At 57.6% G+C, this 14103-nt stretch carries 11 protein-coding genes; 5 read left to right on the top strand and 6 right to left on the bottom strand.

The window, feature by feature from the left end; translation table 11 throughout:
* Positions 1 to 380: 380 nt before the first annotated feature.
* On the top strand, positions 381 to 1340 hold the full coding sequence (locus tag HGKM_RS03265; protein ID WP_051010874.1) for a D-alanyl-D-alanine carboxypeptidase family protein: 960 nt from the start codon (positions 381 to 383) through the stop codon (positions 1338 to 1340).
* 512 nt (positions 1341 to 1852) lie between these two features.
* Complete coding sequence (locus HGKM_RS09225) at positions 1853 to 2188, top strand: SdpI family protein (RefSeq protein ID WP_081585104.1); 336 nt, start codon at positions 1853 to 1855, stop codon at positions 2186 to 2188.
* 112 nt (positions 2189 to 2300) lie between these two features.
* Here HGKM_RS09225 and HGKM_RS08220 read toward each other — a convergent pair whose 3' ends face one another.
* Positions 2301 to 2780 (bottom strand): A24 family peptidase, encoded by a 480-nt coding sequence (locus tag HGKM_RS08220; RefSeq protein ID WP_019133915.1) that lies wholly within the window; start codon positions 2778 to 2780, stop codon positions 2301 to 2303.
* A gap of 393 nt (positions 2781 to 3173) precedes the next feature.
* Between HGKM_RS08220 and HGKM_RS03250 the strand changes: the two genes are divergently transcribed.
* The gene (locus HGKM_RS03250) at positions 3174 to 3365 is read left to right on the top strand and encodes a hypothetical protein (RefSeq protein WP_019133913.1); all 192 of its coding nucleotides are present in this window, start codon (positions 3174 to 3176) and stop codon (positions 3363 to 3365) included.
* 85 nt (positions 3366 to 3450) lie between these two features.
* Here HGKM_RS03250 and HGKM_RS03245 read toward each other — a convergent pair whose 3' ends face one another.
* From HGKM_RS03245 to HGKM_RS03225, 5 genes are read right to left on the bottom strand one after another with little or no spacing between them, the layout of a single operon-like run.
* Positions 3451 to 4362, bottom strand: coding sequence for a ribonuclease Z (locus tag HGKM_RS03245; RefSeq protein ID WP_019133912.1), 912 nt, complete (start codon positions 4360 to 4362; stop codon positions 3451 to 3453).
* A gap of 17 nt (positions 4363 to 4379) precedes the next feature.
* On the bottom strand, positions 4380 to 5099 hold the full coding sequence (locus tag HGKM_RS08215) for a Crp/Fnr family transcriptional regulator (protein ID WP_019133911.1): 720 nt from the start codon (positions 5097 to 5099) through the stop codon (positions 4380 to 4382).
* A gap of 32 nt (positions 5100 to 5131) precedes the next feature.
* Positions 5132 to 7600, bottom strand: coding sequence for an ATP-binding protein (locus tag HGKM_RS03235; RefSeq protein WP_019133910.1), 2469 nt, complete (start codon positions 7598 to 7600; stop codon positions 5132 to 5134).
* A gap of 15 nt (positions 7601 to 7615) precedes the next feature.
* Positions 7616 to 8236, bottom strand: a complete 621-nt coding sequence (locus tag HGKM_RS03230) for a 5-formyltetrahydrofolate cyclo-ligase (protein ID WP_019133909.1) — start codon at positions 8234 to 8236, stop codon at positions 7616 to 7618.
* Between the two features lie 9 nt (positions 8237 to 8245).
* A complete protein-coding gene (locus tag HGKM_RS03225) occupies positions 8246 to 9271 on the bottom strand; it encodes a PTS sugar transporter subunit IIC (protein ID WP_019133908.1) in 1026 nt (341 codons plus the stop codon).
* Between the two features lie 264 nt (positions 9272 to 9535).
* Here HGKM_RS03225 and HGKM_RS08210 point away from each other — a divergent pair, with 264 nt between their 5' ends.
* Entirely contained in the window at positions 9536 to 10981 is a 1446-nt protein-coding gene (locus HGKM_RS08210) for a cell wall-binding repeat-containing protein (RefSeq protein WP_019133907.1), read from the top strand.
* A 73-nt stretch (positions 10982 to 11054) separates the two neighbouring features.
* Entirely contained in the window at positions 11055 to 13628 is a 2574-nt protein-coding gene (locus HGKM_RS03215) for a ribonucleoside-diphosphate reductase subunit alpha (protein ID WP_019133906.1), read from the top strand.
* The last annotated feature ends 475 nt before the right edge of the window (positions 13629 to 14103 follow it).

The raw sequence follows: 14103 nt of genomic DNA, 5'->3' as shown, positions 1-14103 counted from the left end.
GCGATTCCCCCTCAAATGGCCATATTGGCAGATAAGGGGGACAGGCGATTCCCCCTTAAATGGCCATTTTAGCGAATGAGGGGGACAAATCATTCCCCCTTAAATGGCCTTTTTGGCAAATGAGGGGGAAAAACGACTCCCCCTTAAATGGCCTTTTTAGCAAATGAGGGGGAAAAATGATTCCCCCTTAAACGGCCATTTTGGCTCATGAGGGGGAAAAACGACTCCCCCTTAAATGGACATTTTGCCGTTTGAGGAGGCTTCGCTTGGCCTCAAAGAAGGAAGAACTTCTCTATCTTCACATTTTATTAGGAATTCGCAATACTACTTCGTCTAGAATAAAGAGGGAAATATGGAAGAGGCAAATGAAAGGGGGAAAAATGAGAGATTGGAAAAGATCGGGGAGGGCCCGCCTACTTCCTCTGGTTCTTATCCTGCTTTTTGTAGGAGGGCTATTTTTTTATGCCATCCAGCCCGGGAGCTTTCGAGGGCTGAAGAATGAGATCCGCGCCTGGTTCTATTGGAGGGACTTCGATTCCAAAGAGGCCTACAATGCCAAGTCCATGATCCTGGTCGACCGGTCCAATAGCCAGGTCTACGCTTCCAAGGCCGAAGATGAGAAGGAGCATCCGGCCAGCCTGGCAAAGCTTTTTACCATCGAATACGCTCGAAATTTTGCTGATTTGGATACAAAGATCCAGGTGAAAAAAGGCCCACTGGCTCATGTCAAAAAGGGATCTTCCTCCGCCCATCTTCAGGCTGGAGAAGTCTACACCTTGAAGGATCTCTTCGCTGCCATGTTGGTCCCCTCAGGCAACGATGCGGCCTATGTCCTGGCCGACTATATCGGTGGGCTCAACCACCCGGATGCTCAAAGTGCTGATGACCGGATCCGTCTCTTCATGGATGACCTCAATGACCATATTCAGAAGAAAGGCTGGGCGGACACCCTCCTCTTCGACCCCAGCGGCTATGACTTCGAGGGAACCACCACCGCCAACAACCTCAAGGGGGTCTGTGACCTCCTCTTGGAAGAGGACTGGTTCCGAGACATTGTCGGCAAGGCAAACTATGAGGTCCAACTGACCGACGGATCCTCCAAATCCTGGAGGAACACCAACAAATTTCTCAATCCAGAAGAAAAGAACTATTACAACAAAAACGTCAAAGGCATCAAAACCGGCTCCCTGGGCGAGGACTACAACCTCATCGTCCTCTATCAGACCGAAAAGAAGGAATTCCTCATCATCAGCCTGGGCTCTCAATCCGACTCCTCCCGCTATGACGACCTCGCTTATCTTCTGAACACCATCGACAAGAGCTTTTACCTGAATAAGTAGGGGCTCATGGCGGGGCGGCGGCTCATGGCGGCCCCCCTTTTCCCCGATTCCGCCGAATGAGGGGGACTGGCGATTCCCCCTTAAATGGCCATTTTGGCAAATGAGGAGGACAAATCATTCCCCCTTAAATGGCCTTTTTAGCAAATGAGGGGGACAAATGATTCCCCCTTAAATGGCCATTTTGGCAAATGAGGGGGAAAAATAATTCCCCCTTAAATGGCCATTTTGTCTCATGAGGAGGATAAATGATTCCCCCTTAAATGGCCATCTTGGCAAATGAGGGGGAAAAATGACTCCCCCTTAAACGTCCATTTTGGCTCATGAGGGGGACAAACGACTCCTCCTTAAATGGACATTTTGCCGATTGAGGGGGCTTCGCAGAGCAATGTCCATATAATGGTGTAAGAGAATATACAAAGAAAGAGCCAAAATTTTATCTCGGCTATAATGTGAGTAACCAAACCAACACTATAGTAACTAATTGAAGAGATGTAAATTAAAAAGGATTTAATGTGGAAGTCTATATTGGATATATTTTTATTCCTATACTATTACTTATTTTTGGAGTAGTACTATATGTAAAACCGCCACAGAATATTAACAGCCTGATTGGTTTTAGAACAAAAAAATCTACGTCATCACAGAAAAATTGGGATTTAGCTCAAAGATTATGTGCTAAAAGTCTGATTTTTATTTCCATTGTGAGTGCTATTTTCTTCTTAATATTGCGATTATCTGGTATATATTCTGAATTAACAGAGGATTCGAGAGCATGGTTTCTTCTTGTTCCAGCCGTCCTCCTGATTTTGTCGATACCTTATGTCAATAGTAAGCTATCTCATGATTAATCAGTTTAAACGCAATTTATTGGGCATCATAACTGCCCATGCACCCGGATGACTGCACCCGCCTGGCTATGCTCTTTACCGCTGAATAGGCCCACACCCCTACCACTTAACATCACCAGCAATGGACAAGTATTAGAAAAACCAGACAGGACAGGAATAGAGATCCCGCAAAGGGAAGAGGAGACCGGGCCTTCTTGCACAGGCGAAGCCAAAAGAAGCGGACCAGGGTCATGCCCAGGGCCAGGGCCAGGACCAGGAGACCTGCGGAGGTCAGAAAGAGAAAGAGGCAGGCGACCAGCTTGATATCCCCCATCCCTATGCCGCCTCGGAAGATGAGGACCAGAGCCAGGAGAAAGAAGAAGGCACCTAATCCCCAAGCCAGCTGGCCCAGCCAGAGGGCGGTGTATTCTTCCGGTCCGTAGAAGGGCGGGCCCAGGGTGGCGGTCAGGGCGAAGACCAGGGAAGAAAGGCCGAAGAGGGTGAGGCCGACAAGAATCGCCTCATTGGGGATCCGCCGTTCCCGCTCATCAACAAAGCCGGCCCAGAGGACAAAGGGAAGGAATAAGTAAAAAGGAATCCGATAAATTTCCATGCGACTACCTTTCGTTGTGACGGGCTTTCATGCGACGACCTCTCCGAGAGGGAGAAAGGCTTTGCCGGAGGAGGAGGCCTGTCCTTTCCCCCTCCACCACCAGTCTAGGCAAAAGATGTCCCGAAGATGGCCCAACTTTCCCCTTTTTTATCCCGAAAATTTCCCAAAATTCTTTTGCAAAATTTCGATTTTACACTTGTCTTACCTGGTTTTAACGTGGTATAACTATCAGGTATCAATTTTGGAGGGAATGGAGGCAGAGTTTGGCTTGGCCAATATTCACAATCTCTACACTTTTCAAAATCTGATCGTGGTACTCTATGTGTGTACTGAATGCCCCAATATGGGGTGAGAAAGTCCCTCCCGGATGGGAGGAAATTTAGGAGGATTGAAATGAAAAAAGTTTTGACCAAAGGTGCTCTGTTCCTGGCTTTAGCTCTTGCCCTCGTTGGCTGTGGCAAAAAGGACAACAAGCCTGCCGAATCTGCTGCTCCTGCTGAGTCCGCTGTTTCTTCTGAAGCTCCTGCTGAGTCTTCCGAAGCTCCCGCCGAGTCTTCTGAAGCTCCCGCCGAGTCTTCCAAATAAGGAATAAGCGTAGACCAATAAAACCCGGACCGGGCCTCGCCCGATCCGGGTTTTTCTTTATCCAAAATTCCGCTTTCCTCCGACCCTAATCCTCTTCCTGGTCGTCAAATAGGATGGTCTTCCGGTCACCATCCCTGGCAAAGCGGACAGTGGGGTTGATGGCGGCGATGTCTCGGACATAGTCCCTCTGGTTCCGGAAGGAGGGAGAATAGTGGGTTAGCCAGCTTTCCCGAGCGCCCGCATTTTTGGCCAGGAGGGCGGCTTCCTGGGCGGTCATATGCTTTTTCTCCTTGGCCGATTGGCCCTTATCGGGGTCCCCATAGATCCCCTCGGTGACCAGGAGGTCCACGTCATAGGCTGCATCTTCCAAGCTCCGACAGGGCCGGGTGTCCGTGGAGTAGACCAGGGAAATCCCCCGGCGGCTGGGCCCCCGGACCTGGTCGGGGGTGAATTTTTTCAAGCCCACCCGGACGCTCTCCCCCTTTTGGAGCTTGGACCATTCCTGGACCGGGATGCCCAGGGCCTTAGCCCGGTCGGGCAGGAAGGCGGGGAGGCGGTCGATGTCGAAGCGGTAACCGTAGCAAGTGATGTTGTGGTTAACGGGGAAGGGGGTGATGGTAACGCCGAAGAAGTCGAAGGTTCCCTCATCCACCGTATGGAAGATGACGTCAAAAGGAACGGCCACAACAATACAAAGGTGGGAGATGACGGGCTCTATTTGGGCAGGGCCAATGATATGGACCGGCTCGGTCCGCCCTTCCGTCCCCATGGAGGAAAGAAGGCCGGAAATGCCGGCCACATGGTCCCCGTGGACGTGGGTGAAGCAAATGCAATCAATGGAATGCATGGACCAGGCGTATTTTCGGATAGCGACCTGGGTCCCTTCCCCGCAATCGACCAGGATGGAATGGCCCTGGTGGCGGAGGAGGAGGGCAGTCAGGTGGCGGCCCGGCAGGGGCATCATGCCGCCGGTGCCCAGCAAACAAACATCTAACATCAGTGTTCTCCAAATCTTCAATCGAGGGGGCGGGTGGACAGGGGTGACCCTCGGTCAGTAACAAATTGGTGGAGGCCCTCCAGGTCAAGAATCCGGATCCCCGACTGGCCGGACCGCTCAATGAAACCCCGCTTGGTCAGGAGGCCGATCTTCCGGGAGACCGTCTCCCGGCGGAGGTTGATGGACCCGGCAATTTCATCCACCGTCAGCTCCAAGTCCCGGCCGTGGTTGTTGAGGGTCTGGAGGTAGATGAAACGGGCCAGGCGGACCTCCGCATTGTTCTCAAAAAGGAGAGCCGACCTCTCCTTGGCCGCCCGGAGCTTCCGGCTCATGGACCCCAGGAAGGTCAGGGTGGTCTCCGGCTCCTCCATGAGGAGTTGGATGAAATCCGCCCGGGAAATCTGGCAGGTCCAGGTATCCACCAGGCAGGTGGCCGAATAGGGGTAGGCGGTCTCTTCCAGGAAGATGTCCTCGGCGATCACCTCCTGGTCAGAAAGGATCTCATAAATCGTCTCCTTCCCCTCGCTGTCGAAGGAATTGAGCTTGACCTGGCCGGCGTGGATGACATAAAAGGCATCCGCCTGGTCCCCCTCACGGAAGATGGTCTCCCCCTTTTCGTAAACCCGGTGGATGGCCAGGCGGGAGACCTTCTCCTGGCTTTCCAGGGGCAGGGCGGAGAAGATATCGATTTGTCGGGTGCATTGCATGCAGCCGTTGGGGCAAAATTCAAAGGACATGCTGCCTACTTTCTCTTTCACAAACCCGGTCATTACCGGTCCGGATCCTCCCGCTTAGAAATTTGAACTCGGTCTTGGGGGACCCAAACCAGGAGGAAGGTGGCCAAGTGGATGTCGGCCTTCCTGGGCTTCAGGGCCAGCTTGGTGACCTCCCTCCCCTTGGCCTCCCACTCCTCCTGAAGGGCGCGGATCTCCCGGCTCATCTCCTCTTCCAGGAGGGCCAGGTCCTCTTCCCGGCCGGTCAGGCCGCTTTGGGCCCGGTCGATGTCCGAGACCTGCTCCCTCTGGCGACCGGCCGCCCGGGCAGCCGTCGCCGCCTTGTTGGCCGTAGTCTTGCCGAAGATCTTCTTTCCCAAGAGGCCGTCCAGGATGGCCGATCCCACGGAAATCATCGTGTTGGACCGGGCCTTGGCCGCCTGGTCCTCCTCCCGCTCCAGCCGCTGGCGGGCGGTCTCCACCTTGGCCTCTGCCGCCCGAATCTTCTTTTCATAGGAAGCCTTCAGGGCCTGGATGGCACGGTCCCTCTCTTCCCGGAAGGCCATATCTGCCCGGACCTGGAAGTCGGACAGGGATTCCTCCGGGTCGGAGACCAGGGACAGCTTCTTGTTCTCATAAAGGAAGAAGCGGTCATTCCGGTAGATGTAGTCCTCCAGATCCTTGGCCCAGGCCTTCATGGCCTTGCCGGTGACCCCGCCGGTCGGAAGGGGGGCCAGGCGGGCGCCCGAGGGGAGGTCCTTCCTCAGGTCCCCGGGCCGGGCCGTGACCCCGGCCGTCATGGACCAATCCACCGGGATGGGGCCCTCCATGAGGGGGGTAGACCAGATGGTCTCCCTCCTGGCCTCGGTCTTGACCGACCGGTCGAAATAGGTCGTCTCGCCCAGGCCATAGAGGACGGGGATATAGACCCCCTCCCCTCCGTCCACCAGATACTGGTCCACCCCATCCAGGGAGGGCAGGTAGGCCTGGAGGTCCTCCTCTCCGGAGGGGGTTTGGGGGGCCGGAGCCGAAGTCTCAAGAGGGGCCGTGCTGGTGTCCGAGACAGGCTCCGAGGCCTGACCTGCGCTTGCCGGACCGGCTAGCCTGTCCTCCCCCTCCTCCTCCTCTTTCAGGAGGGCCAGCTGGGGCCGACTCAGGGGGCCGGCCAGGTAGGACATGGCCCAGCGGGATTGGATGAGGTCCAGGCCCTCAGCATGAACATTCTTGACCAGGAAGGTCCGCTTGGGAAGGTCGGAGAGGATCCGGTCGATCCGGTCCCGGTCCCCGCCAAGGCCGCCCTCCCCCTCCTCCAGGCCGTCCAGGAGCCGGTTCTTGTCCTGCTTGGTTTGGAGGCGGCCGATGAACCAGGTCCCGATATTGGACAGGGCCTTATAGTCCAGGTCCACGGGATTCTGGCTGGCCAGAACCAAGCCCAATCCATAGGCCCGGGCCTGCTTGAGGAGGGTCAAGAGGGGGGTCTTGGAAGGCGGATTGGCCACGGGCGGGAGGAAACCGAAGATCTCATCCATATAGAAGATGGCCCGGAGGGAAGAAGTCCCGGGCTGGCGACGGACCCAGGCCAGGAGCTTGTGGAGGACCATGGTCACAAAAAACATCCGGGAGGATTCCGACAGGTGGCTGATGGAGAGGATGGCGTGACGGGGCCGGCCGTCCTCGGTATAGAGGAGCTTGTCGATGTCCAGAGGCTCCCCCTCCATCCAGACCCCAAAGGAAGGGGCAGCCAGGACATTGTTCATGGCCATGGCCAGGCCCATCCGGTCCTTCTTGGGATAATAGGTCTCCAGGGGAATGACCCCCACCTTGTCCAGGGGCGGGTCCATGACCAGGGCTACCATGTCCTCGATGGAGAGGGATTTCCCCTGGCTCCAGGTCTTTTCAATGATGGTGGAAAGAAGGATGTGGTCCCGGGAGGTCATGGGGTCGGCTTCGATCCCGGCCAGGGTCAAGAAGTCCGTGGCCGCAGCCTGGACGCTGTCCAGGAAGACCTCCCGCTTGTCCAGGATCTCCCGGCCGGGGAAGGCCCCCATGGAAGCGATGGAAAGAGGGATCCCCGCATTGGACCCCGGGGTGTAGAGCTTCCGGTCCACCGCATTTTGGAGGGCGGTCATCCGGTCCCCGTCCTGGTCCCAGTCCGCCAGGCCCTTCTTCCAGGTCGCAGCCGTCCTCTCAGCCAGCTCATCCGGGCTCACCCCCTCCTTCCGGGCCTCCTCTTCCGACAGCCAGGGGCGGAAGGAAGCGGGGGCCAGGTCCGGGAAGTTCAGGAGGAGGTTGGCCATATCCCCCTTGGGGTCCACAATGATAGCGGGAATCCCGTCCATGGCGGCCTCTTCCAGGAGGTCGATGGACAGGCCCGTCTTCCCGGACCCGGTCATGCCTACGGATACGGCGTGGGTAGTCAGGTCGGCCGAGTCATAGAGATAGTAGCCCTCCTCCCGGACCCCCTCATCCGGATCAACCCGCTTGCCCAGGTAAAATTGACCTAAGAGCTCATAGGACGCTTGCATAGGAACCTCCTTGTTTTACAGAATTTGCTTGCCTTCTTTAAATATACCCTCTTCCGTCAGGACATAGGAGTAGGCAATGTCAAAATAGCCCATGGGGACCCGGTCCAGGATAAAGGCTTCCGGGCAGAGGAGGATGGTCTCCCCCCGGTAGCCCTTCATGAAGCGGTCGTAGAAGCCCCCTCCCTTCCCCATCCGGAGGCCGTCCCGACTGGCCGCCAGGCAGGGAACGATAACCAGGTCGATGGCCCGGGGTGAGGCAGCCGGCTTGTCCTTGGCAGGCTCCCGGATCCCCCAGGTCCCCGAAACCAGGTCATCCAAGGAGGCCACTTCCACCGCCGACATGAGCCCCTTTTTTGTTGAATCCACCCGGGGAAGGTAGAGGGTCTTGCCCGCCTCCAGGATCTCCCGGACCATGGGGAGGATGTCCACCTCCCCCTTGATGGGCATAAAGGCCAGGACCGACCGGGCTTCCCGGAAGCCGGGCCAATCCCGGATCAGGCGGGTCATGGCCAGGCCCGCATCTTTGTAATATGTCGGAGGGAGGGTCTCCGCCTTGGCCCGGACGGTCTTTCGGACCTCCTTTTTGGCCAGGTAGAGCTTCTTCCCCCGCATGATCTTCCGTCGTCTATCCGCCATTTTCGCCTCCTATTCGGTTTGCAGGGTCATGTCGCCGGGCCGGATCCACCCCCTCTTCCTCATGAAGGAAGCGACCAGGCCGGCGATGAGGCCGGGGAGGATGAAGTGCATAAGGGCGATCTGGAAGAGGACCGATGGACTGGTCCCCATGACGGAGACCTGGGCAAATTGGCCCACCAGGCCGGAGGTCCCCATGCCGGCCCCCGTGGCGTTGGAGGTCATCCCCAGGACGGCCGAAGAGAGGGGGCCCAGGACGGCTGAAGCAACAATGGCCGGGAGCCAGATGGCGGGCTTCTTGACGATGTTGGGGATCTGGAGCATGGAGGTCCCGATCCCCTGGGCCAGGGAGCCGCCGAAGCCGTTATCTTTATAGGAGGCAACGGCAAAGCCGATCATGTTGCAGCAGCAGCCCACCGTGGCAGCCCCGGCAGCCAGGCCCGACAGGTTGAGGGAGACGGCCAGGGCGGCTGAAGAGATGGGGAGGGTCAGGATGATCCCCATGAGGACAGAGACGGCAATCCCCATGGGGACTGGCTGGAGTTCGGTCGCCCGGTTGATGACCTGACCCAGGCCGGTCATGACCTCGGACATGACCGGGGAAACAAACTTCCCTAAAAGCCCGCCCACAAGGACGGTGACCAGGGGGACGAGGAGGATGTCCACCGGGGTCTTCCCGGCTACCCTCCGGCCCACTTCCACCGCCCCGAGAGCGGCAACGAAGGCGCCCACAGGCTCCCCGACCCGGATGGTGATCCCGCTTTCCGCAATCTGGAGGGCCCCGCCCCCCATGGCTCCGCAGGCCACCGCCGACATGACCACCAGGGCAGGGGCCTTGAGGACATAGGCCACGCCGACCCCGATGGCCGGGCTCATCATCTGCATGGCCATGGTCCCGAAGGAGACCAGAAGGGGGAGGTCCAGGACCTGACCCAGGGTCCGGATGATGGTCCCGATGAGGAGGGAGGCGAAGAGGCCCCAGGCCATCCCGTTAAGTACCTTGATGATATAATCCCTTATGGAAAAACTTTTTTTCATGGTTAACACCTTTCATCATTTCTAAAAATAACCTGAGCCGAAAAACCGACTGATCAAAAATTTATTACAGGGTCCGAAGACTCATAGTCTAGGTTACCTCATTTGACACTCGATTTGGAGGGTGGAGGGGCGGAAATTTTTTCTTAAGAAGGCAAAATCTTCCTAAAAGAAGGGTGATTCTATGGTAGGATAGGAATGGATTAAAAATGCCTGAATAAACTATATCTAGTGGTTTATTCTTACATTCACCCTAAAGGAGGTAGTATGAACCCCAAAAAATGGCTTGGCCGGATCCTGGCTTTGGTCCTTATCTTCAGCCTGATTGCCGGCCCTTCAAGCCTGGCGGCCGCTTTCCCTTTTGAAAGCCAGGCCCCCAGTTACTATGCCCAGTCTCAGGAAATCCAAGTGGTTTTCACCAATAAGTCGGATAAGCCTATCCCCGTCGACCGGATGGATTCCCTCCTCTTCTATTCCGCCAGCCCCGGCGTCAAGGTTAGCCGAGCCCAAATCCGAAATATTGAATTTGACCGATCCAAGCTGGTCACGGTCAATAAGGAAGCCTGCCTCCCCTCCGGAGGGACCTTCAAGGTCTGGATCAACTACCAGGCCACGGGCTTAAGCGATAACCGGGACCTGAAAAGTGTAGAGACCCAGCCCGTCCCGATCCAGGCCATGGAGAAATTCCGGACGGTGGACGGTGCCAGCTCCTTTAAAGTCGGCAACCAGCTGGTCTTCTCTGTCTATATCGGACGGAACAAGGCCTCGGCCAACCAGGCCTACCAGGGGCCAACCTACAACCAGCCCCGGCGGATCAGCGGGTCCACTCGCTATGACACCGCCCTGGCCCTGGCTAAGGACTATCCCTCTGCCCCGGCTGTCATCATCGCCCGAGGGGACGACTTCGCCGATGCTCTGACCGCCACCCCTCTGGCCCACTCCCTGGGCGGTCCCATCCTCCTCAACCCCACCAACAGCCTCCGGTCGGATGTGGCCAAGGAAGTGGCCCGTCTCCGTCCCCGGACCATCTACATCGTGGGCGGGACCTCCGCCATCTCCGGCCAGGTGGAAGCTGCCCTCCGCAAGCAGGGCCGGGTGGTCCGCCTGTCTGGCCACACCCGCTTCGACACCTCCGTATCCATCGCCAAGGAACTCCGGAAACAGGGTGGCCAGTTTGTCCAGGCCTTTGTCACCACCGGGACCAACTTCGCTGACGCCCTCTCTGTTTCTCCCCTGGCTGCCCAATCCTACCTCCCCATCTTCCTGGTCACCAAGGACAAGCTTCCCCAGGAGGTCAAAGAAGGGATGGAGGCCCTTCAAATCACCCAAACCGTCATCGTGGGCGGGGATGTCGCCGTTTCGGACCGGGTTGCCCGGGCCCTCCCGGGTGCCAAGCAACGCCTGGCCGGCTCCACCCGCTACGATACCGCCGCTATTGTTGCCTCCAATTTCCCCAATGCCCAGAGGACCTACCTGACGGTTGGCGACAACTTCCCGGATGCCCTGGCTGCCGGTCCCTTGGCCGCCCGCCATGGGGCTCCCATTCTTCTGACCGGGAAAACTGCCCTTCCGGCCCCTACCGCCTCCGTTCTTCAAAAGACCTCTGCATCCAACCAAGTCTTCCTGGTCGGCGGCAATGCCGTGATCTCCGAGTCGGTCGCCAGCCAGGTCCGGTCCTACCAATGGATCAACCGGGTCAACCGAGGCCAATAAGTCCCTTTGGCCGAACCCCGCCGGCCCTATCCAACCTGTCCCCTGTTCCCAATCTGTAATTGAAGGAGTATCCATGAACGTCCAAGATATCAGCGTACAAAAGAGGGATGGCCGGGTCGTCCCCTATACCAGGGAGAAGATCCGCAATGCCATGAAAAAGGCCTTTGTCCAATATGAGGTCCCCATCACCGACCAGGCCCTGGATGATTTAGTCAAGCAGGTGGAAGACCGCTTCCATGGGAGCCGCCACCTGAGCGTGGAGGCCATCCAGGATAAGGTGGAGTTGGTCTTGATGGAGGAAGAATACTTCACCGTGGCCAAGGGCTACATCCTCTACCGGGAGGAGCGGAGAAAGAAGCGGTCCGCCCGGTCCAAGCTGGAATCCTATTTCCCCGAGCTCCCCGAACTCCACGATATCTTCCTGGCCATCGAGGACAGGTACACCGACCCCCAATATGACCTCTTCCGCCTCCTCCTCAAGTTCGAGTCCTTTTATAAGGCGGACCGGTCTGTGAAGGAGCGGCTTTCGGCCCTGACCCATGCGGCCATCGAACTCACCGATGAGGAAGGAACTCGGTGGGAATTCATCGCTTCCTATTTCTATGACCTGGCCTACAAGCGGGACCTGACCGACCACTGGCAATCCCTGGTCGACCAGGGCAAGGTCCGGGGTGCGACCAAAGCCGAAGACCTGGCCTTTGCACAGAAGATCCGGACCATGGAAGACCTGGGCCTCTACTGCCATGAGATCTCTTCCACCTATTCGGAGGAGGAACTCAACCGGGCCGCCGAGTGGATCGACATGGACCGGGACCTCCTCCTCAACTACTCGGGCTATGACCTCCTGGTCAGCCGGTATGTGGTCCGGACCCACGACCTCCTCCCCCTGGAAAACCTCCAGGAGATGTACCTGGGGATCGCCCTCTTCCTGGCTATCCCGGAGAGTAAAGAGGGGCGGATGGACTGGGTCCACCGCTTCTACAACATGCTGTCCACCCTCAAGGTGACCATGGCCACCCCCACCCTTTCCAATGCCCGTAAGCCCTTCCACCAGCTCTCCTCCTGCTTTATCGACACGGTTCCGGACGACCTCCAGGGGATCTACAAGTCCATCTCCAACTTCGCCAACGTGTCCAAGTTCGGCGGGGGCATGGGCCTCTACTTCGGCAAGGTCCGGGCCCAGGGCTCGACCATCCGTGGCTTCAAGGGAGCTGCCGGCGGGGTCATCCGCTGGGTCCGCTTGGCCAACGATACGGCCGTGGCGGTCGACCAGCTGGGTGTCCGCCAGGGCGCCTGCGCCTGCTACCTGGACGTCTGGCACAAGGATGTGCCGGAATTCCTCCAGATCCGGACCAACAACGGGGACGACCGGATGAAGGCCCACGACATCTTCCCCGCCATCTGCTATCCCGACTACTTCTGGCAGCAGGTGGAGACTAATATGGAAGGCCAATGGGGCCTCCTGGACCCTCATGAGGTCCTGACCAAAAAGGGCTACGCCCTGGAGGATTCCTATGGTCAGGAATGGACCCAGAAGTACCTGGACTGCATGGCCGATGAGTCTATTTCCAAGCGCTGGATCCCCATCAAAGAGATGGTCCGCCTCATCATCCGCTCCCTGGTCGAAACCGGGACTCCCTTTGCCTTCAACCGGGATGCCGTCAACCGGGCCAACCCCAATAAGGATAAGGGGATGATTTACTGTTCCAACCTCTGCACCGAGATCGCCCAGAACATGTCCCCCTCCACCATCATTTCCGAGGAGATCGTGACGGAAGATGGCGACCCCGTCGTCGTGACCAAGATGGTCCCCGGGGACTACGTCGTCTGCAACCTGGCCTCCCTCAACCTGGGCAAGATCGATGTCCAAGACCCCGCCGAAATGGAGGAAGTCACCACCGCCTCCGTCAGGGCCCTGGACAATGTCATCGAGATGAACTACTTCCCCGTCTCCGCCGCCAAGGTCAATAATGCCAACTACCGGCCCATCGGCCTGGGCGTCTCCGGCTACCACCACATGCTGGCCAACAACCACATCTTCTGGGAGTCCGAAGACCACCTGACCTTCGTCGACCGGGTCTTCGAAGACATCAACTACTATGCCATCAAGGCCTCCATGGAAAACGCCAAGGACAAGGGAGCCTACCCTTACTTCAAGGGCTCTGACTGGGACACCGGCGCCTACTTCACCGACCGGGGCTACCACTCCGACCGATGGACCGCCTTGGCCGCCCAGGTCCATGACCACGGTCTCCGCAACGGCTACCTCCTGGCCGTTGCCCCCACCTCATCCACCTCCATCGTGGCCGGGACCTCCCCGGGTGTCGACCCCATCATGAACCGCTTCTACTACGACGAAAAGAAGAACGGCCTCATCCCCCGGGTCGCCCCCGATCTCAGCCTGGACAATCTGGTCTACTACAAGCCTGCCCACCAGCTCGACCAATCCTGGCTCATCCGATCCGCCGGCATCCGGACCCGCCACATTGACCAGGCCACCTCCATGAACCTCTACATCACCAACGACTACACCTTCCGGGAAATCCTCAACCTCTACCTGGATGCCTACCACGAAGGCGTCAAGACCGTCTACTACATCCGGTCCAAATCCCTGGAAGTCGAAGAATGTGAGTCCTGCGCCCTGTGATGGGGGCGGTGGGAGCCGTGGGGCATGAGGCCGCAGGGCCCTCCGCCGAGTGCGCCGGCTGCCGCCCGCCAATCCACAAGCAAGATGAATCAAAAGAGAAAGGACCTCGCCGGTTGGCGAGGTCCTTCTATATTCCCCCTAGAATGGCTAAATCCGAAGACTAGGGGGACTGGCAGCTCCCCCTTAAATGGCCATTTCGGCTCATGAGGGGGACAAACGACTCCCCCTTAAATGGCCATTTCGGCTCATGAGGGGGACAAACGACTCCCCCTTAAATGGCTATTTCGGCTCATGAGGGGGACAATCGATTCCCCCTTAAATGGCTATTTTGCCTCATGAGGGGGACAAATTGTGCTGACCCCCAAAAGTTGGACCAAGAAATCTAACTTTTGGAGGTTTAATATGACAAAATACACGACAGATTTTAAGATAGGAATTGTCAAAGAATATCTTTCAGGAGTAGCCGGGGTTGACC

It is taken from the genome of Kallipyga massiliensis ph2 (assembly GCF_000311985.1).
GTDB lineage: Bacteria > Bacillota > Clostridia > Tissierellales > Peptoniphilaceae > Kallipyga > Kallipyga massiliensis.
This window is presented reverse-complemented; position numbering and strand designations above follow the sequence as displayed.

What these genes read in the sequence shown, in the direction of transcription:
- HGKM_RS03265 (WP_051010874.1), top strand. Translation starts at nt 381, where the DNA reads ATGAGAGATTGGAAAAGATCGGGGAGGGCCCGCCTACTTCCTCTGGTT.
- HGKM_RS03250 (WP_019133913.1), top strand. Translation starts at nt 3,174, where the DNA reads ATGAAAAAAGTTTTGACCAAAGGTGCTCTGTTCCTGGCTTTAGCTCTT.
- HGKM_RS08215 (WP_019133911.1), bottom strand. Translation starts at nt 5,099, where the DNA reads ATGTCCTTTGAATTTTGCCCCAACGGCTGCATGCAATGCACCCGACAA.
- HGKM_RS03230 (WP_019133909.1), bottom strand. Translation starts at nt 8,236, where the DNA reads ATGGCGGATAGACGACGGAAGATCATGCGGGGGAAGAAGCTCTACCTG.
- HGKM_RS08220 (WP_019133915.1), bottom strand. Translation starts at nt 2,780, where the DNA reads ATGGAAATTTATCGGATTCCTTTTTACTTATTCCTTCCCTTTGTCCTC.
- HGKM_RS03235 (WP_019133910.1), bottom strand. Translation starts at nt 7,600, where the DNA reads ATGCAAGCGTCCTATGAGCTCTTAGGTCAATTTTACCTGGGCAAGCGG.
- HGKM_RS03215 (WP_019133906.1), top strand. Translation starts at nt 11,055, where the DNA reads ATGAACGTCCAAGATATCAGCGTACAAAAGAGGGATGGCCGGGTCGTC.
- HGKM_RS03225 (WP_019133908.1), bottom strand. Translation starts at nt 9,271, where the DNA reads ATGAAAAAAAGTTTTTCCATAAGGGATTATATCATCAAGGTACTTAAC.
- HGKM_RS03245 (WP_019133912.1), bottom strand. Translation starts at nt 4,362, where the DNA reads ATGTTAGATGTTTGTTTGCTGGGCACCGGCGGCATGATGCCCCTGCCG.
- HGKM_RS08210 (WP_019133907.1), top strand. Translation starts at nt 9,536, where the DNA reads ATGAACCCCAAAAAATGGCTTGGCCGGATCCTGGCTTTGGTCCTTATC.